The sequence below is a fragment of the Candidatus Poriferisodalis sp. genome (assembly GCF_965262965.1).
GTDB lineage: Bacteria > Actinomycetota > Acidimicrobiia > Acidimicrobiales > Poriferisodalaceae > Poriferisodalis.
In genome coordinates, this window is record NZ_OZ253573.1 from 2,697,054 (window position 1) to 2,721,771 (window position 24,718).

A 24,718-nucleotide genomic window follows, 5' to 3' on the forward strand; every position below is an offset into this window, starting at 1 on the left:
TTCACGAAGCCAGAACGGCGAGTGCGACGAGTGGCAGCGGAGCGTGTGCAGATGGACTTTGAGCTTGGCGACCGCGTCATCTATCCCCACCACGGCGCCGCGGAGATCACAGCGCGTGAAAAGCGGAACGAGTTCGGCGAGGTGCGCGAGTACCTCGTGCTCAAGACTGCACACGGCGATCTGACCGTCAAGGTTCCGACCGACATGGCCGACGAGGTAGGCATGCGTCCGCCTATCGACACCGACGATGTCGAGGACCTCTTCGAACTGCTTGCCAAGAAGGACGTCCGCGAACCGGCCAACTGGAGCCGGCGCTTCAAGAACCACCAGGAGAAGCTGAAGTCCGGCGACATCTACCAGGTCGCCGAAGTGGTCCGGAATCTGGCCCTGCGAGAGAGCGCCAAGGGGCTGTCGGCGGGTGAGAAGTCAATGCTTGAGAAGTCCCGGCAGATCCTTGTGTCGGAGCTGTCGATCAGCATGGACGTCACCGAGGACGAAGCTCGCGAGCAGGTGGAGCTGCGACTCGTCGGCTGAGCGCCGACGGAGGGGCAGTCAGAGCCGGGGCCAGATCGTGCGCCGCCCGCAGGGCGCCGCAGCGGCTGCTGCTGGGATCGGGGTATCCCGCCTCTCGGGTCTCGCACGAACCGCGCTGATCACCAACATTCTCGGAATCGGCACGATCGGTGACGCATTCGCCGCCGCGATGCGTATCCCGAATTTCCTGCAGAACCTGCTCGGCGAAGGCGCTCTGTCGGGTGCGTTCGTGCCGGCATACAGCTCACTTGCGGACCGCGACGAGCGCGCCGCCGGCCACCTCGCCGGAGCGATCGCCACCTTCTTGCTCACTGTCACCGCCGCAGCGACGCTGATCAGCATCTTCTTGGCACGACCGCTTGTCCGCCTCATTGCGTGGGGCTTCGTCGGCGAGCGCTACGAGCTGACCGTCAGTCTCGTGCGTATCACCGTGTGCGCGACAGCAGTTGCGGTGCTCAGCGCATGGTGCCTGGGAGTGTTGAACAGCCACCGGCGCTTCTTCCTGTCATATGTGGCGCCGGTGTTATGGAATGCCACACAGATCGCCGTGTTGGTGGGCGTGCTGGTATGGGGTGTCGTAGGTGCGGACCGCGCAACGGCGCTCGCGTGGGCGGTCGTCGCGGGCGCCGGGGCGCAGGTGCTGGTGCAACTCCGCGGGGTGATGCGGGCCAACCCGTCCATCTCGCTGAACTTCAGATGGCGCGAACGAGCCGCGAGCGGGGTCATCCGGCGCTTCGGTCCCGCCGTGGCGGGCCGGGGCGTACTGCAGATCTCGGCATTCATGGATCTGGCGCTGGCATCGCTGCTGAGCGTCGGGGCGGCAGCGGCAATGGCGGCGGCACAGACGCTGTATCTGCTTCCGCTGTCGCTCATCGGCACCAGCATTGCTGCCGCTGAGCTGACCGAGCTGAGCCGGGCCACGGATCCTCGCTTCGTCGCCCACCGCACCTCCGACCGCTTATGCGCCGCGGTCTTCGGCGTCTCCGGCGTTGTGGCGGTCTACTTCGCTGCCGGGCGGCCGCTCACCGACAGCATGTTCAACCTCGCCGGGTTCCGCAATGCGATCGCGACAGACGACCTGACGCTCATTGCACTGGTCCTGGGTGCCTACTCGCTCGGGCTCGGTCCGCTGGTCGCATCGCGACTGTGCCAGAACGTGCTGTTCGCGGCCCGGGACACCCGCACGGCCGCCAAGATCGCGGCTGTCCGGCTTGCCGTGTCATTGGCCATCGGCGCCGCGCTGATGTTCCCGCTCGATCGTGTCCTCGTGGTCGACGGCGCCCTCACGGGCTTCGGCGATATCGACCTGGGGTCCGCAGATTCGACGTGGTCGCTGATCGACGCCGACGTCCGCTCTGATCCGGCGCTCCCCGCTCGGCTCGGCGCGGTCGGCCTGGCGCTCGGCGCGGCGGTCGGAGCGTGGGTCGAGCTGGGTCTCTTGCGGCGAGCGGTGCTGCGACGTCGCCGCGTCCTGCCGTCTCTTCCGAGCCGCTCCGACTGGCCCAACCAGAAGCTGTTCGGCGGAAAACTCGTGCGGCATCTCGTGCCTGCAGCTGTCGCGTTTGCCGTCGGATTGCCCACCGCCCTGGTGCTCGACGGGCTCCCCGCGATCTTGCGCGTGATCGCCACGGTGGCGCTCATGGCGGGATTGCTTGCGGGCTGCGCACTAGGACTTCGGCTCGATGCTGCTCGAGCAGTAGCGTCACAAGTGTCTCGATTCCTGCCGCTGCAGCGGCAAGACCGTGGCACCCCGGACTGACGGGCACCATTGAGTGGACTGGACGCTTCGGGCTGGCACGATTCTCATGACACCGACCACAATGAAGGAGATGCGGGGCCGTGACAGCGCAAGCAACCGTGCACATCATCACCGACAGTTCCTGTGATCTGAGCGAGGAATTGGTCGCGGATCTCGGGATAACGGTAGTGCCGCTGGAGATTCGCTTCGGCACGAGCACTTTCGTTGACCGGGTCGAGCTGACCACCGCGGAATTCTGGGACCGCTGCCGCACGAGCGACGAACTCCCATCCACTGCTGCCCCCGCGCCGGGAGCGTTCGTCGAGGCATACCGTCAGGCTGCTGCAGCCGGCGCAACGGAAGTGGTCGTCATCACGCTGAGCGGCGACCTCTCTGCCACCATCGAGGCGGCGCAGCAGGCAGTGTCAGCGATCGACAACGAGATCGAGTGCCACGTTGTGGACAGCCGATCAGTCAGCGCGGGTCTGGGCCTGCTCGTCATCGATGCGGCCGAGCGCGCGGCCACAGGAGCGCGCGCTGGCGACATCGTCACCGCAGTGCACGACGCCGCTGCCCGTACCCAGGTCCACGCGGTGCTCGACACACTGGAGAATCTCCGCAAGGGCGGCCGCATCGGAGCAGCGCGGTCGTTGCTGGGATCCGTGCTGTCCATCAAGCCGCTGATCACCGTCACCGACGGCGCCGTGCTGGACGCCGGCAAACAGCGCACGCGCTCGCGCGCGCTGGCCCACCTCGTCAACCTCGTCGCCGAGACCGCCGACCGCATCGAGCGAATCGCTGTGATGCACGCTGATTGCAGCGATGTCGACGACTTCGTCGCGCGCATTGCTCCGCTCGTCGACGCCGAGCCCATGGTCTCGCTGATCGGGCCCGTCGTCGGTGCGCACGCCGGGGCCGGGACCATTGGCGTCGTGTTCACCGAGCGCGGTTCCGCGGACTCTGCAGCGGCCGGGCCGCGAGAGTAACCCGCAGCACTTTTTGCTCGACCGTCGCGCCACCACCATCACACGCTGATGTCGGAAACCATCATTCCGGCCGACCGATACCAACGGCGGGAATTGCTCCAGCCAGGTGCCGTCGAGACGTGGACCGGCATCGATCAACGGCTGGATCGGCCCGTCACCATCCGCCGCGCTGACGCCGCCAGCGAGATCGGGCACCGTCTCCGTCTGCAAGCAAAAGCACTGGCGCGCCTCGAGCACCATGGCTTGCTGCACATCCTGGACACCTACGACGAAGTCGGCTACTTCGCGATCGTCACTGAACAATTGCCGGCGCGGACGCTCGCGGACGAAGTCACCGCGCCGAATGGCGAACCCAGACGCCTGGCCGCAGCCGAAGCGGTCCGGGTCGCCATCGCCGTCACCGAGGCCTTGGCAGCCCTGCACAGCGCGGGGTTCGCCCATGGCGGGGTTGAAGCGGACAACATCGGTTGGCGCGGCGAAGTCGGATGGGTCATTCTCAACGGTCCGCCAACCGATGACGCCATCACCATTCCCGCCACCCGTCGGGCAGATCTGGTCGCGCTGGCGGTGCTCGTTCATCGCCTCATCGTCGGAGCCGCACCAATGCAGCGCCCCGACGGCGGCTGGGAGCTGGACCGGCTGATTCCCGATGCGTTGGTCCCGGTGCTGCAACGCACGATCGACCCCACCGATCTCTGGCCTGACGTGCTGTCGATGCTGCTCGCACTGCGAGCTGTCGTCGACGACCTCCCGTCAGAACATCCGGGTTCGGATGACCGCAGGTCGGTGTGGCAAGCCGAACGTCAATGGCTGTTGCCCGTCGGCGTGCTCGTCGCAGCTGCGGCGACGCTCGTCGGTATTGCCATGGTCATCGACCAGCCGCCCGAACCCGAGTCCGTACCTGTGACATTCGCTGAGACCACCGCCTCCGTAGCGACAACCACCACGGTGTCCGCGCCGCGCACCACCGTTGCCGCGGCCCTCGCGACCGCAGTGCCGCCGACGGCAGCGCCGGCGACGACGGTGGTCCTTCGGGATCCCATCGCGCTGGAATCGATCACCGACTTCGATCCCGCCGGCGACGACCGCGTCGAAAACCCTCAACGGCTCATCTTTATCAATGACGGCGACCCGACCGCCGGCTGGAGCACAGCGCGCTACAGCACACGGGATTTCGGCGGCCTCAAGCACGGCGTGGGACTCATCGTGGTGCTCGCCGGAGGCGGCACGCACCGCGTGACCCGGTTTGCTCTCGACTCCCCCACCGTCGGCTGGGCGTTCGAGGTGTACACATCCGCTGAACGCAACCGAACCCTGATCGATTGGGGCAGCCCGATCGCCGTCGCGCGGGACATCATCGGCACAACGGCGGTCGAGCTCCCCAGCGTCGACGCAGCTGCACTCCTCGTGTGGATCACCGATCTCGGCGACGAACTGCCAAGCGGCGGGCACCGCGTCACGGTCACCAGAATCGAGGCCAGCACCACCACGATTGATGTCGTTGGGCCGACCGGGACCGACGCCGTGACGCCCTGAGGACCCGACCGGCCCACCAGCGCAGCAAACAAGAGCGTGAAACAAAGGCCCTTACCAACGAGACCTTGCGTGGTTCGTATGGCCTCTAGGCTGCCCGCCGATGAGCTCGAAGCGGACCGGTCGACGCGTCGGGGTGCCGATGGACACCGACAGCGAGACGCACGATGCAGTCGAGGCCGGCGTCGCACGATTCGTGGATGCGGTGGAAGCTGTCCGGTCGCGCACGACCGGACAGCTCCTCGTCGCCGCGCGGGCAATTGTCTATGGACTGCCGATCGCAGCTGCGGCCGCCGGCGTCATCGTGCTGGGCGCTATCGCCGCAGTTCGCGCCCTCGATATCGCTGTTCCCGGCGAGGTGTGGTCCGCCCACCTCATTGCGAGCGGTGTCTTCGGAGTCGCGGGCGCATGGACATGGTCCAAACGGCGACCGAGCGAAGGACGCAAGCCGTGAGTGGCAACGGACCGAGCGGCAACGGGACCGAACCTCGCAACGTCATCATCATCGGCAGCGGGCCTGCTGGCCTCACCGCCGCCATCTACACCGCGCGCGCCGGGTTGCAACCGCTGGTGATCGAGGGCGAACCGTCTTCAACGAGCGACCAACCGGGCGGTCAGCTCATGCTCACGACCGATGTCGAGAACTACCCCGGTTTTCCCGACGGTGTCATGGGTCCCGATCTGATGCAGAGCTTCCGCGTCCAAGCCGAGCGCTTCGGCGCCGAGTTTCTGACTGCGAAGGCAACTCGAGTGGAGTTGAGCGAACGACCATTCTCTGTGTGGGTCGGCGACGAGCGCCGCGACGGCCGCAGCGTGATCGTGTCCACGGGGGCGCAGAGCCTGCTCCTCGGACTGGCGAACGAAGAGCGCCTGATCGGCCACGGCGTGTCGACGTGCGCAACTTGCGACGGCTTCTTCTTCAGGGGACAGGAGATCGCCGTGGTCGGAGGCGGAGACAGCGCTCTCGAAGAAGCCACGTTTCTCACCCGTTTCGCACAAAAGGTGTACGTCGTGCACCGTCGTGACCAGCTCCGCGCCTCGAAGATCATGCAGGACCGCGCGTTCGCCAACGAGCGGATCGAATTCCTGTGGAACCGTCGCGTCGTGGAGATCCTCGGCGCGGATCGGCTGGCCGGTGTCACACTCGCCGACTCACGCACGGGTGCACTGTCAACCCTCGGCGTCACGGGCCTGTTCGTCGCCATCGGGCACAGGCCGAACACCGATCTCTTCGCGGACTGGCTCGATCGCAAGCCCAACGGCTACCTCATCACCGAGCCCGACAGCGCTCGCACCAAAATCGAAGGAGTCTTCGCCTGCGGTGATGTCCAGGACGACTACTACCGCCAAGCCGTCACGGCCGCCGGGTCGGGCTGCCAGGCCGCCATCGACGCCGAACGCTGGCTCGAGGCCCAAGGCCACTAACCGGGGCTCCCCCACGACCACAGCACCTCGATGCAGCGCTAGCCTCGCCGTGTCCGCGAGATGAGGAGCCGACAATGGCCGAAGGCATTGCCACCCTGAATGACAGCACCTTTGACGAGACGGTCGGCAGTGCGGACAACCCGGTGCTGGTGGATTTCTGGGCCGAATGGTGCGGGCCGTGCAAGATGATCGCTCCGATTCTCGAGGAAATCGCAGCTGAGCAGGACAACATCCGCATTGCGAAGGTCAACGTGGACGAGAGTCCGGATCTGGCGATGCGCTTTCAGGTCATGAGCATCCCGACGCTGATTATGTTCCGCGACGGCGAGCCGGCGAAACGGCTTGTGGGTGCCAAGCCGAAGAGCGCTCTGCTCGACGAGATCGGCGAATTCCTCTGATCCGACCGTTCGGCATCGGTGCAGCAGGTCCGCACGTTCGAGACCTGCAGCACCGCCTGAGCGCGACGGGATACTGGATCGGCCCCGTCTCTGGGGAGTACGACGCCGCGACCGCCGGCGCCGTCAAGGCGTTCCAGCAGCAGCGTTCCATCGATATCGACGGCATCTGTGGTCCCGAGACCTGGTCGCTGCTGATTGAGGCTGGGCAGCGGCTGGGCGATCGACTGCTGTATCTGCGGTCTCCTCACCTGCGCGGTGACGACGTCGCCGAGGTGCAGCGCATGCTCAGCACGCTGGGGTTTGCCGTGGGTCGCATTGACGGCATCTGGGGCCGATTGACTGCCGCGGCCGTGGCGGACTTTCAGATGAACATGGATCTGAGCGGTGACGGCGTCTGCGGTGACGGCACGCTGGCGAGCCTGCAGCGACTCGTCCGGCCACTCGGCGATGCGGCAATCGTGGCGCACATTGCCGAGCGGCGGCGACTGGAGTCACCTGGTCGCCAGCTCGCAGGACGACGAATTGCCGTCGGTGAAGCCGGCGGTTTAGAGCCAGTCACGGCCTCAGTCAGACGCATGATCGGTCGCAATGGGGCGGAAGTTCTGACTGTGCATCATCCGGACTGGTCCGCACAGGCGGCGCAGGTCAACCGATTCGGGGCCGCTGTCTACATCGCGTTCGAGATCAAGCCTGCGGCGCCTTCGATCAGCTATTTCCAGGGTCGACACTTCGTGAGCCGGGCGGGCCAGAAACTGGCCGGCGATATCGCCGACGGCCTCAAAACAATGTTCGGCCTGATTCCCGCGCAAGGTATGGGTCTGCCGATGCTCCGAGAAAGCGCCATGCCCGCGGTGCTCTGCAGATTCGAGCAGGTCGAAGGTTTGCTCGAGCACAGTCGCGAGGTCGCTGGCGTGATCACCGATTCAACACGCGAACTGCTTGCCGGCCTTCCCGCCAACTGATTCACACTCGACACATCACAGCGGGAATCGACCAGCGTGCATCTTGGCCGATGAGGTCACCGTGGCGCCAAGGCGCCGTCACGCCGATGTCGCGCCACGGTCACGGCATCGTCGCTGCTGGGGCGCTTTCTCCCCAGGTTGTCCACAGTTAGTGGACAACAAGTTCAGATTGAGACTCAGATTCCGGGTCGCGACCGTTGTTTCGTGCGTAACATGAAGCACACGCCCGAGGCGACCTAACGTTCAAGTATTCCTTGAGGGTTAGTGGTGATCGTGTCGTGAAGTCGCGCGAGGTCTGTCATATCGGCGAATCTGATGACAATCTGCCCGCCGCGGCGACCGAACTGGACGTCTACAGCAGTGGCGAGTGCCGCGGCGAGCGCGGCCTCGACTTCCAGCACTGCCGCTGAACGCTCCGGGTTGTCGGCGAGGCCCCCCGACTCGACTTCGCCATCCGTGAGGCCGTCCGCAGAATCGCTGTCAGGTGCCGCTTGCTGATCAGCCTCGGCGGCCAACGCGCGCACGAATTCTTCCACCGCCCGCACCGACCAACCTTCCTCCACGGCTCGATCCGCCAAATCTTCCAATTCACCTGGATCGCTACAGCCAAGCAGAGCACGGGCATGGCCGGCGCTGAGCTCGCTGTCCATTAGATACCGCTGCACCGCGACCGGCAGCGACAAGAGGCGCAGCGCATTTGTGACCGCAGCGCGGCTCCGCCCCATCCGTCGGCCAATTTCATCATGAGTGACGCCGAAGTCATCGATGAGCTGGCGGTAGGCGGCGGCTTCCTCGAGGGGATTCAGATCGACTCGATGGATGTTCTCGATGAGCGCGTGCGCCAGGCTCGACTCATCGTCAGCCGCGCGCACGACGGCGGGAATGGTCTCGACACCGGCTTGCTGCGACGCCCTCCAGCGTCGTTCGCCGGCGATGATTTCGTAGCGCCCCACCATGCCGGTCTCGCGGACGACGATCGGCTGCAAGACACCGATCTGACGAATTGACTCGGCCAGCGTCGTGAGACTCTCAGTGTCGAAGCGTTGCCGTGGCTGCAAGGGATTGACTTCGACGTCGGTGACTAACAGTTCTCGATACACAGACCGGCCCGTAGGAATGAGTGCTCCGAGTCCACGCCCGAGACCTCGTTGGACGTTCATTGGGGCGCTCCTTCGGCCATTTCGCTGAGTTCCGCGGGGTGGCGAGCGTTGGCGTTGCTCGCACCCGCCGGATCCTGAGAAGCGTTAGCGCTAGTCGGACCGGCATAGGGATTACGCGGCGTGGGCTTCTCATGAATCTCTCTCGCCAGCTCTCGGTAGGCGAGGGCCCCGCGACTCGTAGGAGCATGGACCGTTACCGGCAGGCCGACGCTTGGCGCTTCTGAGAGCCGAACGGTTCGAGGCACGACAATCCGGCATACCAAGTCGCCGAAGTGTTTCCGTACCTCGCTCACCACTTCTGCAGCCAGCCGAGTCCGAGCGTCGTACATCACCATGACAATGGCGGCAATAACCAAGGCGGGATTCAGCCCTTCGCGGATCATCTCCACGTTGTGCAACAGTTGTCCTAACCCTTCCAGGGCGTAGTACTCGCATTGCACTGGCACCAAGATCTCTGTTGCGGCGCTGAGTGCGTTGACCGTCAAGAGCCCCAGCGATGGCGGGCAATCGATGAACACGTAGTCGTAGTCGTCGACGACGGGCTGGAGCGCCTGTCGAAGCTTCAACTCACGGCTGAAGGCCGACACCAACTCGATCTCTGCGCCAGACATTTCGAGGCGCGCTGGCGCCACGGCGAAGCGTTCGATCTCAGTTGGCCTGATGCACTCAGAAATCGTGGCTTCGCCCAAGAGCACCTGGTACATCGACGTGTCAAGTGCGCGTGGATCGATGCCGGCGCCGGTCGCAGCGTTGCCTTGGGGATCCATGTCAACCAAGAGCGTTCGGTAGCCCTGGTCCGCGAGCGATGCACACAGATTCACGGCCGTGGTCGTCTTGCCAACGCCACCCTTCTGGTTCGTCACTGCGATGATCCGGCCCATGCAACCTCCGTTCGCCACCATCTCTGCCTCAGGGTACGTCAGACCGCCGAAGCTGAACGGCTTCCCTCTGGAGTACCACCTCTTGCGATTCCGGGTGGCAGTGTTTCACGTGAAACGTCTGAACTACGGTGATTATTCCAATGGCAGCCATCGTGCGGCCGAGCGGAACGGCAGCGCAACGTGGCCGCGAGCACGGCGTCGACAGCGCGGCCCAGACCCGAGCGGCGCGTGAGCGAAGCGAACACAGGCGGGAGACAGATGGCTTTACCACACAGACCGCGAACTCACCGCGGCACCTCTGAGGAACCCGTTCTGCAAGTTCTTCGGCGCAGCCAACAGCAAGGTTTCTTGGGGCCAGGAGACATTCTCGCGCATGTCGAGCATGCACGAGCTCATGGGAGAGCGGCAACCCCAGGTGCGGGGGAGCGCTGGTGTGACATTGGCAGCGGCGGGGGAGTGCCGGGCCTCATCTTCGCCACGGACTTTCCCGGTGTCAAGTTCGTCTTGTTGGACCGATCACAACGCCGGACCGAATTCCTCGCAGACGCCGTACGTGACCTCGGTCTGAGCGATCGCACCGTCGTTCTCACTGGTGATGCCTCCGATATCGCTCGCCATATGGACCACCGACACGCCTACGACGGTGTCGTGAGTCGTGCGTTCGGTTCCCCTGCGGCAGTCGCCGAGTGCAGTGTCGGTCTCTTGCGCCTCAGCGGCAGACTGATCGTCAGCGAGCCACCGGGTGCCGATACATCACGATGGCCTGAAACTCCACTGCATCAGCTTGGACTCGTCCACCGCGGCATGTCTGGCACGACACCGAGGTTCGCAGTGCTTGAACGCACGGCCGAGACCTCAACTGACTACCCCCGACCGTGGAAGCAGATCCGGAAGCGACCGCTCTTCTGAGCAGTGCGAGGCCGCGCGGAACCGTGCCGGCCTGCGCGCTTCGCGAGTTATCTGCTCGGCCTCTCAGGCGTCTGTGGAGGACGCCGGAACCAGTACGACCCGACGCCGGGGCTCCTCTCCGACAGAAATCGTGTCGACGCCCTTAATCTCGTTCACAGTGTCATGCACAATCTTGCGGTCGGCAGCATTCATTGGCTCGAGCCCCCGCTCGGAACCACGTTCTCGAACGGCCTCAGCGAGCTCGCTCACGTACGCCTCGAGGGCAGCGCGACGGCGTTGACGATAGCCACCGACATCGACCCGAACGCGCGCTCGGGGCACACCCGGAAACCGGCGCTGCAGCATCGTCTTGGAGACCTCCTGGAGTGCTACGACGTGACGCCCGCGCGGACCGATGAGAAGCCCGAGCGCGTCGTTGGTTCCTTCGAGATTCACCTCGAAGCTGTCGTCGTCGAGCGCCACCGGCGCGGCCTTCGCGTCGATGCCGAATGCGGCCGCCAATCCGTCCAGGAACTCCTGCACCATTTCTTGCTGTTCTGCCGCCGTTGTTTCGTCTGTCATCGTCATCTCCTCAGATCGGGCTGTAAAGACGTCGCGCCCAGCGCATATGTCGGCCAGTGGACGCTGCGTTCGGGTTGTTCACGCGCCACCAGCGGGGCTCAGCCTACGGACACGCAGCCCCGGTGCACCGTTGCTCAAACGCTGTCCATCGAAGGTGAACGTCAGGAAGAGGGGGCCTCGCAATCAAGCGGATCGGGATAAAACTGGGCGCAGTACGCCCGGTACTTCATCACCTCGCCGTCAGAATGCGTGAGCCGAGGGCGAGGAACATAGTGCTTGCGGCTCCAGATGGTCACGTCCTGTTGCACATCCTGAATCTGCAAATCTGCCACGAACTTGTTCATGATGGGAGCGCGCCATCGCCGTGGCAGAAATCCCAATCCAGCAATCCGTCGTTTCGGCTTGCGCAACTCACGCACCCGCGAGACGATCGACAGGTCGATCAACGTGCCGTCGACAGGGGTCGCCAACACCCAAAGTCGCGCATCCATGCCAATCGAGTGTTCCTGGAACTCCACGAATGAGTAACCCAGACCGACGACTTGTGCAATGGCCGACACCTCAAGGCTGAGTCTCCCAATCTTGGCGATTTTCCGGTTGGTCGTAAACCCAAACCGGCTCTCGAGACACGGACCCTCAATCGACACCGGCGTCTCGTTCGTTACGTTCCCGTAGCCGTGGACATAGCTCAGGTGCGCGATATCCACGGAATTCTCGCTCGTCTCCTGCGGATGGCCCCGAAAGCGGACCGTTCGGATTTGGAAGCCACTCCAGCCACCTCCGTTTGGTGGCACCGCTGGCAGTTGCCATTGCGAGGGGCGCCCGTGTAGTCCCCACCAGGCAAAGATCAGGCCATCGATTTCCCGTGTCTCAAACACGCGCAATTGTGCCGACCGGGCCGGGGCAGCGCCAGGCGTGGCGACGCACCGCCCGCTTGTATCGAACTCGAAGCCGTGGAATGGACAGACGAGCCAGCCGCCCACAACGCGGCCGCCTGCGGCGGGTCCCAGATCTGAGCCCATATGGGCACATATCGACTCGGCGACGCAGATGTTCCCTTCTTCGTCGCACCACACGACGATGTTCAGCCCCATCCAAGCCTGATCAACGAGCTGCTTCTTCAGAACCGTCTCACGGGTTCCGATGAAGTACCAACCCTCGGGAAACGGGGGTAGCGAACGTATGTTTGTTTTGCAATGAACTCCAGCCGGCATCGCGTTACTCACCTCACCCGGAATCAGGTTTCGCCGGCTGGTGAACACGCCGGATCACTTCCGGAGAATACCCAGGGCACCCCAATGCTTCGCGTCAGCGAACCCATGACGAAACGTTGTGCGGCCGACAGACCAACCGGTGCGTCGGGCGACGCGTCGCATGGGGTGTGGTGGGCTCACGCTGTTCGCCGCGACCCAGTTGGCTACACCCCGCGCGCGGCCAACCTGGTGCTACCCAACTAGGGCGCTCCATGGTGGGGTGACGACTCAGCCAGAACAACGCTTCGTGAGGCCACAAAATGCACGACATCACACACACCAAGAAAACCTACGTCGCGCGAAGAAAACTAGCAACGCGAGTTACACTGTTCGCCACGCCGGCAGGTTCTGCGCGCCAGCGCTGTAGCTACGGCAAGAGAGAAGCAGCAACCCGATGGCCCAATCTACACAGCCGGTGACAACGCGACTGCTCAGCCTGCCTGAGGAGCTTATTCTGATGCTCCTCAACGAGGAGACTGGTTATTTCCGTCCAATACCCGGCTGGAACCTGAACTGTGCCGTCTTCGGTGCCGTGCTTGCAGAACTGTCGCTCGTGGCACGCATCGACACCGATATGACGTCGTTGATTCTTTTGGACGAAACCGAGACCGGCGACCCCATCCTCGACTCGGTCCTGAACAAGATAGCACGCGAGCCAGAGCAGCGCAGCGCTCAATACTGGATTGAACGGCTCTCGCCCCTCGCGGAATCAATTATTGACTCCACGCTTGAGCGCCTTGTGGACCTCGATATCCTCGAGCATCACTCTGGAGACTTCTGGTCCTTGTCACGTACAGCTTGGCGACCAGAGCTGTACGGCTACACCCAGGAAGGAACTGCCGTCGAGTTTGTCAAGATACGCATCGGCCGCATGATCTTCGACAACGTCATTCCAAATCCCCGCGACATCATCATCATCTGCCTTGCCAATGCATGCGACGTCTTGCGTCATACATTCGAACTTGACAACGATGCTGAGAAGCGCATCGGGCTCATTTGTCAACTAGAATTGATCGGCCGCGCGATCGCCAATGCAATTGAAGAGAATCTCGCAGGCCCGGCGCTTCGACGTCCGACGCTTTCTAAACCGATCCCGCGGGTTCCACTACGAAAGCTCTTGTTTCACCGCCATAGAAAGGACGGCAATCTTTCCGCGTTACTTGCAGATTTAGCCGCCAAATACGGGCCAATATTCCAATTCAAGATTCCGTTCTCGAAGAACCCCAAGGTCTTTATGGCCGGTCCCGATACGAACCGTTGGACACACAGATACGGTCGACTGTACATTACTTCCAGAAGCTATTTCGCCGATATCGAAAAGACATATGGTGCCCATGGACTATTACCCGCCCTTGACGGACCCGATCATTTTCGGCTGCGTAAGGCGCTCCGGCCGGGCTATGGCCGCGCACGTGCAGAAGAGCAAATCAGCGACATCATCCATCACGCCCGGACGTATATATCTGAATGGAACGTGGGTGATGCGATACCTGTCGTTGAGAATACCAGGCGCTATGTGAACTCGCAATTCTCGCCGTTGCTGCTCAGTATCGATTCGCAGGACGTCGTCGATGACATGATCGCGTTCAAGATTCGTGCTCTCAACACGCACGTTGCGAAAGTGCTACCGAAATTTCTGCTGCACACGCCGGGAATGAAGCGACGGGCAAAAGCAATCGATACGGTGATGGACCGGGTTCACGTCAACCATACGCCCACTCAGCGATCCGGCTGCCCTCGGGATCATGTGGACGACGTCCTTGATCTACACCACAGTGATCCGCAACTCATGCCAGAGACGAATCTACGCTTTGTCTTTACCGCACCGTTGCTCGCGAGCATGTATCTCGGCGACCAATTGAGCTTCGCCATCTACGCAATGATCTCTCGGCCCGAACTCTACGCAAAGATTCGAGCGGAAGCAGACAAGCTATTTGCCGGCGGCGATCCACAACAAGAAGATCTCACCTCCGACGCGATCGATGTCACCCAAAGATTCATCATGGAATGCCTGCGGATGTACCCGATCGTGGGCGTGTCGCTGCGAACTGTCATGAACACGTGTGTGGTCAAGGATTATATCTTGCAGGCCGGATCACAGGTGTACATCGCTCAAACGGCATCGCACTACATGAGCGAGGTCTTTCCTGATCCCTTCACATTCGACATTGACCGCTATCTACCATCGCGCAAGGAACATCTCACAACCGGTTACGCCCCGTTCGGTCTCGGAACGCACCGCTGCCTGGGCTTTCAATTGGTCGAGTGGGGAATGGCGATCAATTTGCTGCTGCTTGCTCATCACTTCACTTTCGAGCTTCCGCCAGCGAGCCAGCACCTCAAGATCAGTATGGTTCCGTCGATGTCTCCGAAAAAGAACCTGAAGTTCGTCATCACCGAGCAGAGGCACGAACTGCACGTCTGAAATATCGGTGCGGATACAGCGAAGCTGATTGATGCAGCGAAGCTGGTTCGTGCGTTCGAGCTCAGCCTTCGTCACCATGGCCGGGTAGGCGCCGGCGGCGTGCAGTGGTAACACCTTGACCTTGTGCCGCTGTTTGAGAACGAGTGCTCGTCGTTTTCCCTGCGTCGCTGGCGGCGGTCGGTGCCTTCGTCGAAACGGCGCTCGGCTGACGCTGCGAGCTCGCCTTGCCTGACTGCGACCCGGATCCGCGCCGCCGCCGTGAGGGCCGACGCCCGGACTGGCTCCCGCTGTTCTGTCCTTGCTTCTGTCCTTGCTTTCCCGACGGTGCCCGCTTCGGAGACTGTCCCTTCGCACCCGAGCGGCGCGATCGGCGGCGGTCGCGCCGGGCCTCACCCAATCGAGGCGGTGGACCGGTCGGCCGGACACGAACACGCACTCTCGCTGGGTGGCGCCGCAGTCCCCATCGGGAACTCGACGGCGCCGCCATGACCTCCACGTCGGCGTCTTCGAGTGCTATCGACAGTGCGTCGAGTGCGCGGTCTGTCGCGGCCTCGACGGTCGATCCGGTGACGATGACCCATTCCACGGCGCAGTCTCACCTGCCCCGGGGCGCTCGGGGGATCGATGTCATCGTTTCCTGCGATTGCGGGTCCGGCCGTCTCCGGACGTGCGGCGGCTTTGGATTGGCTTTGGTCCGTCCTTGGCTTCGGTGCGACCGCGACGGCGGCCACGCTTGCGGTTGGCCTCGGCGTCTTTGGAGTACGAACCCTTTCGTGCCCGCTTGCCAGCATCAGTAACGCGCTCCGCTGACGAGCGTGTTCGCCGAACTTGGGGCGGGCCGTCATCGGAACCGTCCGTCACACGATTGTCCGGTGCATGCTGAGGCGGCGGCTTCGACCGGTTCGACCGCTCGGCGCTGCGCCGCTCTCGTTCTGCTTGGCGCGCGGCCTCAGCATCAAGCGCTTTGCGTGAACGCTGGTTGGGAACTTGCTGGGTCGGAGTCGCCTCTGGTTCGTCAACCGTCTCGGCCTCAATGACTCCGTCGGTCAACGGTTGGGGTGGCTTCATCGTGGCGTGTATGAACGCCTGCTGCAGCATCCGGTAGAGGCTCGACACAATGAAGTAGGGAATCAGCGCTGCGGGCACGATGAAGCTGAACACCGGCAGCATGAAGGGCATGTACTTCATCATCAGTTCCATCTGACGATTCGGCATCGCGGGTCCGCCGGCTCGCCGTTTCGCCATCTGACGCTGCTGCAGCCAGGCGAGAATGAAGGTGATCGCCACGAGACCGAGATACGGGGACCCATTGATGAAACCGGCGATGTCGCTGGCCTCAGTCAGCACATCCCAGACCGATTGCGCCAAATCCATACCGAGCGAGGGCATTTCGCCCCCGGCTTCCACGAGATCTCGGTACAACTCCGAATCACTGCTCAGATTGCGGGGGAACGGATTGTCGCTCGTGTTGTCCTCGGGAATGCGCAGGTTCCAGATCACTCGATACAGCACAAAAAAGATCGGAAGCTGCACGAGGTTCGGCACACACCCGCCCAGGGGACTCACCCCGTGGGCCTGGTACAGCTTCATCATCTCTTCGTTGATCTTCTGGCGATCACCCGCGTACTGTTTGCGCAAGCGCGTCATCTCGGGCTGCAACCCCTGGGTCTTCGTCATGGCCCGAGCGCCCCGCAATGTCAACGGAGTGAACACGAGCATGATCGCCAGAGTGAGCATGCAGATGGCGAACGTGTAATCAGGAACCAACGAGTAGAACCACGACATCACGCTCGCGAGCCCATTGAAAATCACGTCGAACATGAATGCTCCCCGGTGTCACGAACAGCATCGGCTTTGGGGCTGGCGGTCACTGCGTCGGCGACAGTCAGTCGCCCCGGCACAGGATCGAAACCCCACCCGCCCCATGGATGACAGCGAGCAATGCGGCGCAGGGCCAGCCAGCCGCCGCGGACCGCTCCCCACGATTGCAGGGCCTCGAGCGCGTACCTCGAGCACGTGGGATCGAAACGGCAGCTAGCGGGGCGCCAGCGGGGGAGTGCTTGGTAGAAGCGGACGGCCGAAGACAGCACCCGTGCCGCGACACTGGCCTTCACGGGGCCAGATCCGACGGGGCCAGATCCGATCGGGCCAGTTGCGACCGACAGTTCTGCCCCGACGCCGTCTCGAGCAGGAACAGCAGTTCGGTGCGCGCTTGGCGATACGACACTGTTGACGCAGGCTGACGCGTGCCAATCAGGTACCGGCCCCGAACGAGCGCACTCGAATGCTCCCGAAGAATTTCGCGAAGCCGGCGCCGGACTCGATTGCGCGCGACGGCCGTTCCCTGTCGCCGCCCGATTGCGAACGCGACGCGTGGGCGATCCAGTTCTGGATCCGGCGCGAACGAGATCCACAAAGCGTCGCTTTCGAAGCGGCGACCGCGGCGCAGCGCTGTGAAGTCGGCCCTGCTGCGGCACGAATCGATCAGGCGCTCAGCCGTTGCCGGCCCTTGCGTCGACGAGCCTTCACGACAGCACGGCCTGCGCGGGTGGACATCCGATGACGAAACCCGTGGCGGCGTGCTCGGCGGCGATTGTGGGGTTGGTACGTGCGTTTCACGCTGCAGTCTCCTAGGGGCTCACCCTGCGAGCTGGTACACGAGTTGCGGGCAGGTGGCCCATTCGGGTCCGGCGGTCAACCCTGAGGTCCCGACAGCCTACGGGCGTTGCCCACAGGCGGCACATTGCAGCGCGTCCTGTTTGCAGTGCGATCGCGCGCGATTCCGGCGAACCGCGCGCGACATCGCGCGGAATCACTCGACAGCCGCAGATTTCGTTGACCACCGAATCGGCCGAACTCGCGCGCAAATCCCGATGTCAACCGCTTGTTATGCGGGTGTCATGGGGCTGTCGACGAATTGCCGTTGCTGCGGGAATTGACGCATTCCTGACACGGCTTGTGCCGCACTTGCAGCGCGGTGTACTCGCCCATAAGTTGCCTCTACCCCAGCGCCGTGCCGCGGCTCGCGGGCACTGAAGATCCGGGACGAGCCTCGAAGGCTGCACAGAGACGAGGATGTCGTGGCGAGTTCTCCGCAGGCGAGCGCAGCAGCGCACGAACCTGAGGAGAGCCGGAATCCGCGTCAATCCCAGCCACCGACTAGCCCCGCTTCGGTTCCGGGCACCCAGGTGCCGCGATCTGGCCCGACAGACCGGACCAACACCGACGCACTGTGGTCTCAGTGTCGACAGATTCTGCGCGAGACAGTCTCCGAAGCGCTCTGGCTCGGCTACTTTCGCCATCTTCAAGCTCTGCACATCGACGACGCGCTTGCCGTGCTCATCGCGCCGAGCAACATGATCCGCGACCGGATCCAGCGGCGCTACATCCCGATGCTTCACGCGGCATTCGAACAGCTTCCTGTGCGCCCCCAGAACTACGAGATCGAGACCCGACCCGACATCGGCGACTTGGACCAGGCCAACGTGACCAACGCAGATGTGCAGGATTACGCGCTGCCCAGGCCAGCCGCCGAGCAAGAGCCAGAGGCCGAAATCGCCCCGCCACCTGCGCGAACGCCAGCTCGGCCGCAAATTCCGCACGCTGACGCCACGAATCCTCGATACACCTTCGGTAGTTTCGTGACAGGCAGCAGCAATCGATTTGCTCAAGCTGCCGCGCTCGCTGTCGCAGAGACTCCCGGCGTCGCGTACAACCCGCTGTTCATTCACGGGAGTACCGGACTGGGCAAGACGCACCTGCTGCAAGCGATCGTCAACTATCTCGGCGAGACGCTGCCGGAGCACCGAGTCAGCTACGTCTCCACCGAGACTTTCCTCTCCGAGTTCATCGAGGCGATCCGGATGAACACGACACCCGCGTTCAAACGGCGCTACCGCGATCTGGATGTCCTGCTGCTTGACGACATCCAGTTCATGGAAGGCAAGGAAGGTCTCCAGGAAGAGCTCTTCCACACGTTCAACTCGCTGCACGTGGCCGGCCGTCAGATCGTCATTTCTTCAGACCGTCCGCCACGCAGCATCGCGACGCTGTCCGATCGGCTGCGAAGCCGGTTCGAATGGGGTCTCATCACCGACATCCAGCCGCCGGATCTTGAGACCCGTGTCGCCATCCTTCGCAAGAAGACCGAGCATCGCCACGTTCCCGACGAAGTGCTCAAGTACATCGCTCACCTCATCACGAACAACATCCGCGAGCTTGAAGGCGCATTGGTGCGGGTCACCGCATTTGCCAGCCTCACTCGGAGTCAAGTCGCGCTCGAGATGGCGCAGCAGATTCTCAGCGACGTGCGGGAGCCACAGGAAGAGCCCATCACCACCGATCGCATCTTGCAGATGACCGCGGATGTCTTTGGCTACGACATAGCCGAACTCACCAGTCCAGGGCGCCAGCAGGGATTGGTGAAGGCACGACAGATCAGCATGTACGTGATGCGTGAGCTGACCGATCTGAGTTATCCAGCCATCGCTAGCGTCTTCGGCGGCCGCGATCACACCACCGTCATGCACGCCGTCAAGAAGATCAACCGATTGCTCCCATCGGAGCGGAAGGTGTACGACCAGGTTGCTCAGTTGATCGCGCGTGTCCGAGCTGTCTGACAGCGAGCGGCGATACCTTCCGCGACACCGTCGACATACGGGCCTAGTGTGTCTCCACACGCTGTGGACAACGAGTGGAAAAGCTCTCGACAGCCCTCGGGAAATCTTGGGTTTTTCCACCGCGCTGCCGACGACCAAACAAGAGGAGCCCTGAGCTGTGGACGCCGCAGGCATGACTGTTGACAGCCAAAACTGGCTGATCTGCAAGGACGCCGGGTTGTCCACAATCCACAGCCCCTACAGCCACTACTAAGACTTCTCAACCACAGACTTGAGGATTGTCCAGCACATCGGCCCGGACCGGCCAAGGAGAATCACCCGTGAAATTGCGCATTGAACGAGACGTACTCGTTGATCAGTTGGTGCTTGCGAGCCGCGGCGTGAATGCCCGCGGTGGCGGGCTGTTCGTGCTCACCGGACTTCACTTGCGCGCCGACGCCGACGGGCTGACGGTGACTGGCACGGATCTGGATCTGACAGTGCGGTCCCAGCTGCGCACAGCGGTCGAGGTCGAGGGCGAGACGGTGGTCCCTGCTCGGCTGCTGACGGACATCGCGAGGTCGCTGCCATCGGGCGACGTCAGCCTGCAGGTCCTTGAGGACGAGGTGCAGATAGCCAGCGGTCGGTCGTTGTTCTCCGTGCGCACGCTGCCGGTTGCCGACTTTCCGACATTGCCCGCGCCCGCGGGCGACGAAGTCAATGTGCCGTCCGAAGATCTTGCGCAGGCTTTTCGCCAAGTCGCGAGAGCCGCGAGTTCTGATGACGCCCGGCCGATCCTCACCGGCGTGCTCATGGCGGCCCGCGAAGAGGGCCTTCGCCTTGTTGCGACGGATTCTTACCGGCTTGCGTTGCGGGACCTCCCTGGAGCCCAAGTGCTCAGCGAAGGCCAGCAGGTCCTCGTACCGTCACGGGCGCTCGAGGAGCTGAGCAGAATCCTCGCGCCGTCCAAGAACGTGACGATGCGCCTCGGCGAACGCGAGGTCACCTTCGAAGTCAGCGACGCCGACCACATTGCTCAGGTCACCTGCCGGCTGATTGCAGGCGAATTTCCGAGCTACCAACCGCTTATTCCGGATTCGTCCGAGAACCGCCTCGAAGTGGACAGAGTCGCACTGCTCGACGGAACCCGGCGACTTCGCCTGCTGGCCCGCGACACCAATGCACCAGTTCGCATTGCGCTGCGTGAGGGCAGCATCGAGCTCACCGCGATCAGCCAGGACGTCGGCAGCGCCAGTGAGGAAATCGACGCCAGCTACGAAGGAACACCGACGACCGTCGCGTTCAATCCTGATTATCTCATTGAAGGTCTTGAGGCAGCCGGCGGAGAGACTGTCGAGCTCGTACGCCTCGACGCACTCAAGCCCGCCGTCCTTCGTACTCCAGGTGAGGGCGAGTTTTTGTATCTGCTGATGCCAGTGCGGGTGTCCTGAGCTCGGGGCAATCGGTTGGGCCCCGAGTGAGACCGGCACGAACGTGACCTCGAACGTCGCGCCACGCCGCCCGCTGGCCTCCAATCGTTGAGCTTGCTGCCGTGATTGTTGCCTGGCTGAGCGTTGAGGACTTTCGCAATCACCGCTCGACGCGCGTGCATTTCGATGCAGCGCGGACTCTCGTGCTGGGGCCCAACGGGCACGGCAAGACGAATCTCCTTGAAGCGTTGGATCTGCTGAGTGGCACGCGTTCGTTTCGGGGTGCAGCCAGCGAGGTGCTTGTTCGTTCCGGCTGCGGGCGAGCGATTGTCCGCGCAGAGATCGAGCGGCGCGGCCGGCCGCATGTGGTGGAAATGGAGATCGCTGCTGGGGGGCGGTCTCGCGCACAGGTGAACCGGAATCCGGTGCGACCGTTGCGGAACTTGGCGGACGTGGTTTCCACGGTCGTGTTCTGCCCGACTGATCTCGCGCTGCCCAGTGGCAGTCCGTCGGTCCGCCGCGAGTTCCTCGACGAGGTCCTGGGAAGAACTGATGCGCAGTTCCGCGCGGTCCGAGCGGACTTCGAACGGAGTCTGCGGCAGCGCAACAACTTGCTCAAGCAGACCGGGCGGAGCCCGGACCACGAGGCGTTGGCAACGCTGGACGTCTGGGACACCCAATTCGCCGCTGCCGGCGAGATCGTCGCCGAGCGCAGGATCGCGCTGTGCGCGGCGCTTGCGCCGGACATTCAGAGCGCGTACACCCGGCTGGCTGGTGTCGAGACACCGGTTCACTTGTCGTACTCGGCGCCGTGGCGCGAGAGTGGCCTCGCAGCGATGCTCTCTTCGGGTCGACGAGACGACCTCCGCCGCGGGGCAACCCTCGTGGGCCCGCACCGTGACGACCTCGATATCTCTGTGGGCGGGCTGCCAGCGCGCACACACGCATCCCAAGGCGAGCAGCGGAGCATCGCTTTGGCCTTGCGACTTGCGCAGCACAGCTACACCGCAGCAGCGTTCGACGATCCGCCCGTGGTCTTGCTCGATGACGTCTTTTCCGAGCTGGACGATGGACGGGCCCGTCGGCTGGTCGACTGCCTGCCCAGCGCGCAGACCATCCTGACGTCGGCTATGGGCAATGTCCCCGACGGCATCGAATTCGGAAGCTGCGTGCACATTCGTGACGGCGCAGCAACGACAGCACCGTGACGGCGCACGCGGGCGTTGACGCTCCGACTCCCCGCTGGGCGCCACTGCCGCATCGGCACGCGAGCATGTGTGGGACATGAGCAGGCGACGAGACCAGCCCCGATGGCGCGAACCTCGATCGATTGCCGATTCGTTGCGCACGGTCACTGCAGGCTTTGGCTCGAGGGGCCGGGCAATCGACCTCACGCGGCGCTGGTCGGATGCCGTCGGCGACGCCATTGCGGCTCATGCGCGCCCGGATCGGCTCGACGCGGGACGCCTCATTGTTGTCGTTGACGACCCGGCGTGGGCGACCGAAATCCGGTATCATACGAGCAGGATTCTGGATGCCTTGAACGCTGGCACTACTGCCGCGAAGATCACTGAGCTGCATCTGCGCGTGCATCCGCGGATCTGAGCAAACCAGCCGACGAAACGAACCTACGCTCGTCACAACAAAGTGATGCTGACCTGCGGTTATAGCGCTCGTGCTGACGACCCGACTCCACCGAAAAACGTCGGGGTTCCGGTAGACTCAACAGCTAGGAAGGGTGCCGCAGGATTCTGGCTCAAAACGCTCTGTTCGATGCGTAGCAACAGGGCCGCTCGAGCTTGCAGATCCGATCGGATGCCGTCCTGTACACCCTTCGCTGCGCGACCGCAGCGCCGACCGGAGCCATCTCCACTCAACGGTGATTCATGCCGCGATTCGCACTGTGACCGACACGACGCTTGCTTCTGCCGACATTGGGGACGCCCAGCCAGCTGATGCCGCATCCGGCGTTGCTGCACCTGTCGTCGGGGCCTACAACGCGGACGCGATCACGGTGCTCGAAGGCCTCGAGCCAGTGCGCGAGCGACCAGGCATGTTCATCGGCTCGACAGGCCCAAACGGTCTTCACCACCTTGTGTACGAAGTGGTCGACAACGCCGTCGACGAGGCGATGGCCGGCCATTGCAGCCTTATCGAGGTGACGCTGCGGGCCGACGGCTCATGCTGCGTCGCAGATGACGGGCGCGGTATTCCCGTCGAGACACATTCGCAGTACCCCAACAAATCGGCGGCGGAAGTCGTGCTGACGGTGCTTCATGCCGGCGGCAAGTTCGGCGGCAGCGGTTACAAGGTGTCGGGCGGTCTTCATGGTGTGGGCGTTTCGGTCGTCAATGCCTTGTCCTGCGAGCTGGAGGCTCTCATTGACCGTGACGGGCGACGCTGGCGGATCCAGTTCCACAACGGGGGAGAACTTGTCGGCGAGGTCACCGATATTGGACCGTCACCGGTTGGCCGCACTGGCACCACCATCACGTTCCGGCCCGATGACACGGTGTTCGAGCAGGTTGAGTTCCGGGCACAGACGCTGACCGAGCGCCTGCAAATGATGGCGTTCTTGAACGCGGGCCTGCGAATTGTCTTCACCGATGAGCGGCGACTCGCCACGCACCACACGGTGCCGACTCTTCACGAGTTCTGCTACCCCGGCGGCATTCGCGACTTTGTGCGCCATCTCAACGAGTCGTCAGAAGCGCTCTTCGATGAGGTCGGCTACCTCTCCGCCGCCGAAGAGGGCGACGAAGTCGAGATTGCGTTCCAGTGGAACAACGGTTTCAACACCGATGGCCTTCATAGCTTCGCGAACGGCATCAACACCATCGAGGGCGGAATGCACGCGGAAGGCTTCCGCTCGGCACTCACCTCGGCCGTCAACGCGTACGCCCGCGACCGCAAGATGTTGCGGCCCGACGACGGCAACCTCCAGGGTGACGACATCCGTGAAGGGCTCACCGCTGTTGTCAGCGTGCGCCTTCATTCACCGCAGTTCGAGGGCCAGACCAAGGCCAAGCTCGGCAACACGGCCATGCGCAGCTTGGTTCAGAAAGCGGCCTACAGCGGCCTGTCCGAGTGGCTCGAAGAGCATCCCAGCGAGGCCAAGCTCGTCATCGGCAAGGCTGTCGATGCGCGCCGTGCCCGCGTTGCTGCTCAGAAGGCGCGCAACACCGTGCGGAAGTCGGCACTGCGAGGTGCTGGCCTGCCCGGCAAGCTGACCGACTGCTCCTCGGGTGACCCGTCCGAGTCCGAGCTGTACATCGTCGAGGGCGACTCAGCGGGTGGATCGGCGAAAGAGGCCCGAGATCCGGCCACGATGGCGATCCTTCCGATCCGAGGCAAGATCCTCAACGTCCAGCGCTGCCGCCCTGAGCGCATTTTCGACAACAACGAGATCGGGGCGCTGATCTCGGCGATCGGTGCGGGCGTCGAGGGCGCGACTGGTGAGGGTGGATTCGACATCGAGCGGGTGCGCTATCGCAAGGTGATCCTGCTGTGTGACGCCGATGTCGACGGCAGCCACATCCGTACGCTGTTGCTGACGTTCTTCTTCCACCGGATGCGGGCGTTGCTCGGGCACGGTTGCGTCTACATCGCCCAGCCGCCGCTGTACTCCACCAAGGTCGGCACTGAGACCGTCTACCTCAAGGACGATCGAGCCAAGACGGCGTTCCTTACCGGACGGCCGAACCACCGCAACGAATTCCAACGCCTGAAGGGGCTCGGCGAGATGGACGCACAAGAGTTGTGGGACACCACCATGGACCCACAGCAGCGCACCCTCTTGCGGGTCACTCTCGAAGAGGCAGCGACCGCGGACCTCATCTTCAGCATCCTCATGGGCGACGACGTAGACGCCCGCCGGGGCTTCATCCAGAACAACGCCAGCGACGTTCGATTCCTCGACGTCTGA

General features: G+C 63.3%; 24 protein-coding genes. 15 read left to right on the forward strand and 9 right to left on the reverse strand.

Features of this window, described 5'->3' with window-relative positions; genetic code table 11:
• Window positions 1-51 precede the first annotated feature (51 nt).
• The 8 genes from ACQY5K_RS12915 (at window position 52) to ACQY5K_RS12950 (ending at window position 7,576) form a co-directional block, all read left to right on the forward strand.
• Complete coding sequence (locus ACQY5K_RS12915; protein ID WP_419921553.1) at window positions 52-534, forward strand: CarD family transcriptional regulator; 483 nt, start codon at window positions 52-54, stop codon at window positions 532-534.
• A 37-nt stretch (window positions 535-571) separates the two neighbouring features.
• A complete protein-coding gene (gene murJ, locus ACQY5K_RS12920) occupies window positions 572-2,293 on the forward strand; it encodes a murein biosynthesis integral membrane protein MurJ (RefSeq protein WP_428115883.1) in 1,722 nt (573 codons plus the stop codon).
• 80 nt (window positions 2,294-2,373) lie between these two features.
• Window positions 2,374-3,258, forward strand: coding sequence for a DegV family protein (locus tag ACQY5K_RS12925; protein ID WP_428115886.1), 885 nt, complete (start codon window positions 2,374-2,376; stop codon window positions 3,256-3,258).
• 48 nt (window positions 3,259-3,306) lie between these two features.
• A complete protein-coding gene (locus ACQY5K_RS12930) occupies window positions 3,307-4,794 on the forward strand; it encodes a hypothetical protein (RefSeq protein WP_428115889.1) in 1,488 nt (495 codons plus the stop codon).
• Between the two features lie 100 nt (window positions 4,795-4,894).
• A complete protein-coding gene (locus ACQY5K_RS12935; RefSeq protein WP_428115892.1) occupies window positions 4,895-5,245 on the forward strand; it encodes a hypothetical protein in 351 nt (116 codons plus the stop codon).
• Window positions 5,242-6,216, forward strand: coding sequence for a thioredoxin-disulfide reductase (gene trxB / locus ACQY5K_RS12940; RefSeq protein WP_428115894.1), 975 nt, complete (start codon window positions 5,242-5,244; stop codon window positions 6,214-6,216). The genes ACQY5K_RS12935 and trxB overlap by 4 nt, the downstream gene beginning before the upstream one ends.
• A 74-nt stretch (window positions 6,217-6,290) precedes the next feature.
• Complete coding sequence (gene trxA, locus ACQY5K_RS12945; protein WP_419921559.1) at window positions 6,291-6,614, forward strand: thioredoxin; 324 nt, start codon at window positions 6,291-6,293, stop codon at window positions 6,612-6,614.
• 14 nt (window positions 6,615-6,628) lie between these two features.
• Window positions 6,629-7,576, forward strand: coding sequence for a peptidoglycan-binding protein (locus tag ACQY5K_RS12950; RefSeq protein ID WP_428122682.1), 948 nt, complete (start codon window positions 6,629-6,631; stop codon window positions 7,574-7,576).
• A 236-nt stretch (window positions 7,577-7,812) separates the two neighbouring features.
• Here ACQY5K_RS12950 and ACQY5K_RS12955 read toward each other — a convergent pair whose 3' ends face one another.
• On the reverse strand, window positions 7,813-8,736 hold the full coding sequence (locus ACQY5K_RS12955) for a ParB/RepB/Spo0J family partition protein (protein ID WP_428115898.1): 924 nt from the start codon (window positions 8,734-8,736) through the stop codon (window positions 7,813-7,815).
• On the reverse strand, window positions 8,733-9,638 hold the full coding sequence (locus ACQY5K_RS12960; RefSeq protein WP_428115901.1) for a ParA family protein: 906 nt from the start codon (window positions 9,636-9,638) through the stop codon (window positions 8,733-8,735). Before ACQY5K_RS12960 ends, ACQY5K_RS12955 begins: the two co-directional genes overlap by 4 nt.
• A 237-nt stretch (window positions 9,639-9,875) precedes the next feature.
• On the opposite strand from ACQY5K_RS12960, the gene ACQY5K_RS12965 reads away from it, so the two are divergent.
• The gene (locus tag ACQY5K_RS12965) at window positions 9,876-10,526 is read left to right on the forward strand and encodes an RsmG family class I SAM-dependent methyltransferase (RefSeq protein ID WP_428115904.1); all 651 of its coding nucleotides are present in this window, start codon (window positions 9,876-9,878) and stop codon (window positions 10,524-10,526) included.
• Between the two features lie 63 nt (window positions 10,527-10,589).
• Here ACQY5K_RS12965 and ACQY5K_RS12970 read toward each other — a convergent pair whose 3' ends face one another.
• Window positions 10,590-11,087: a protein jag gene (locus ACQY5K_RS12970; RefSeq protein WP_428115907.1), complete on the reverse strand. Its 498-nt coding sequence runs from the start codon at window positions 11,085-11,087 to the stop codon at window positions 10,590-10,592.
• Between the two features lie 161 nt (window positions 11,088-11,248).
• Window positions 11,249-12,349 carry a Rieske 2Fe-2S domain-containing protein gene (locus ACQY5K_RS12975; RefSeq protein WP_428115909.1) on the reverse strand — a complete coding sequence of 367 codons (1,101 nt, stop codon included), beginning with the start codon at window positions 12,347-12,349 and terminating at the stop codon, window positions 11,249-11,251.
• Window positions 12,350-12,734: 385 nt separating this feature from the next.
• Between ACQY5K_RS12975 and ACQY5K_RS12980 the strand changes: the two genes are divergently transcribed.
• Window positions 12,735-14,765, forward strand: a complete 2,031-nt coding sequence (locus ACQY5K_RS12980; protein WP_428115912.1) for a cytochrome P450 — start codon at window positions 12,735-12,737, stop codon at window positions 14,763-14,765.
• 61 nt (window positions 14,766-14,826) lie between these two features.
• Here the strand turns inward: ACQY5K_RS12980 and ACQY5K_RS12985 are convergent, their stop codons facing one another.
• Genes ACQY5K_RS12985 through rpmH form a run of 5 tightly spaced genes read right to left on the reverse strand, consistent with a single transcriptional unit; the run spans window position 14,827 to window position 17,384 of the window.
• Window positions 14,827-15,351 (reverse strand): Jag N-terminal domain-containing protein, encoded by a 525-nt coding sequence (locus ACQY5K_RS12985; protein ID WP_428115915.1) that lies wholly within the window; start codon window positions 15,349-15,351, stop codon window positions 14,827-14,829.
• A gap of 41 nt (window positions 15,352-15,392) precedes the next feature.
• Window positions 15,393-16,586, reverse strand: a complete 1,194-nt coding sequence (gene yidC / locus ACQY5K_RS12990) for a membrane protein insertase YidC (protein WP_428115917.1) — start codon at window positions 16,584-16,586, stop codon at window positions 15,393-15,395.
• Entirely contained in the window at window positions 16,574-16,879 is a 306-nt protein-coding gene (yidD, locus tag ACQY5K_RS12995; protein ID WP_428115920.1) for a membrane protein insertion efficiency factor YidD, read from the reverse strand. Before yidD ends, yidC begins: the two co-directional genes overlap by 13 nt.
• Complete coding sequence (rnpA, locus tag ACQY5K_RS13000; protein ID WP_428122685.1) at window positions 16,876-17,253, reverse strand: ribonuclease P protein component; 378 nt, start codon at window positions 17,251-17,253, stop codon at window positions 16,876-16,878. The genes yidD and rnpA overlap by 4 nt, the downstream gene beginning before the upstream one ends.
• Window positions 17,250-17,384 (reverse strand): 50S ribosomal protein L34, encoded by a 135-nt coding sequence (rpmH, locus tag ACQY5K_RS13005; protein WP_419921568.1) that lies wholly within the window; start codon window positions 17,382-17,384, stop codon window positions 17,250-17,252. Before rpmH ends, rnpA begins: the two co-directional genes overlap by 4 nt.
• Before the next feature lie 440 nt (window positions 17,385-17,824).
• Here rpmH and dnaA point away from each other — a divergent pair, with 440 nt between their 5' ends.
• The 5 genes from dnaA (at window position 17,825) to ACQY5K_RS13030 (ending at window position 24,718) form a co-directional block, all read left to right on the forward strand.
• Complete coding sequence (gene dnaA, locus ACQY5K_RS13010; protein WP_428122688.1) at window positions 17,825-19,384, forward strand: chromosomal replication initiator protein DnaA; 1,560 nt, start codon at window positions 17,825-17,827, stop codon at window positions 19,382-19,384.
• A 320-nt stretch (window positions 19,385-19,704) separates the two neighbouring features.
• Complete coding sequence (gene dnaN / locus ACQY5K_RS13015; RefSeq protein ID WP_428115924.1) at window positions 19,705-20,814, forward strand: DNA polymerase III subunit beta; 1,110 nt, start codon at window positions 19,705-19,707, stop codon at window positions 20,812-20,814.
• A 101-nt stretch (window positions 20,815-20,915) separates the two neighbouring features.
• Complete coding sequence (gene recF / locus ACQY5K_RS13020) at window positions 20,916-22,001, forward strand: DNA replication/repair protein RecF (protein ID WP_428115927.1); 1,086 nt, start codon at window positions 20,916-20,918, stop codon at window positions 21,999-22,001.
• A 76-nt stretch (window positions 22,002-22,077) separates the two neighbouring features.
• Window positions 22,078-22,398: a DUF721 domain-containing protein gene (locus ACQY5K_RS13025; RefSeq protein WP_428115930.1), complete on the forward strand. Its 321-nt coding sequence runs from the start codon at window positions 22,078-22,080 to the stop codon at window positions 22,396-22,398.
• Between the two features lie 328 nt (window positions 22,399-22,726).
• On the forward strand, window positions 22,727-24,718 hold the full coding sequence (locus tag ACQY5K_RS13030) for a DNA topoisomerase subunit B (RefSeq protein WP_428122690.1): 1,992 nt from the start codon (window positions 22,727-22,729) through the stop codon (window positions 24,716-24,718).

Bases quoted from the DNA above. Each gene is read 5' to 3' on its own strand.
- yidC (WP_428115917.1), bottom strand. From the start codon at position 16,586: ATGTTCGACGTGATTTTCAATGGGCTCGCGAGCGTGATGTCGTGGTTC.
- ACQY5K_RS12970 (WP_428115907.1), bottom strand. From the start codon at position 11,087: ATGACAGACGAAACAACGGCGGCAGAACAGCAAGAAATGGTGCAGGAG.
- ACQY5K_RS12955 (WP_428115898.1), bottom strand. From the start codon at position 8,736: ATGAACGTCCAACGAGGTCTCGGGCGTGGACTCGGAGCACTCATTCCT.
- trxA (WP_419921559.1), top strand. From the start codon at position 6,291: ATGGCCGAAGGCATTGCCACCCTGAATGACAGCACCTTTGACGAGACG.
- ACQY5K_RS12915 (WP_419921553.1), top strand. From the start codon at position 52: ATGGACTTTGAGCTTGGCGACCGCGTCATCTATCCCCACCACGGCGCC.
- ACQY5K_RS12960 (WP_428115901.1), bottom strand. From the start codon at position 9,638: ATGGTGGCGAACGGAGGTTGCATGGGCCGGATCATCGCAGTGACGAAC.
- ACQY5K_RS12930 (WP_428115889.1), top strand. From the start codon at position 3,307: ATGTCGGAAACCATCATTCCGGCCGACCGATACCAACGGCGGGAATTG.
- ACQY5K_RS12980 (WP_428115912.1), top strand. From the start codon at position 12,735: ATGGCCCAATCTACACAGCCGGTGACAACGCGACTGCTCAGCCTGCCT.
- ACQY5K_RS13025 (WP_428115930.1), top strand. From the start codon at position 22,078: ATGAGCAGGCGACGAGACCAGCCCCGATGGCGCGAACCTCGATCGATT.
- ACQY5K_RS12935 (WP_428115892.1), top strand. From the start codon at position 4,895: ATGAGCTCGAAGCGGACCGGTCGACGCGTCGGGGTGCCGATGGACACC.
- ACQY5K_RS12965 (WP_428115904.1), top strand. From the start codon at position 9,876: ATGGCTTTACCACACAGACCGCGAACTCACCGCGGCACCTCTGAGGAA.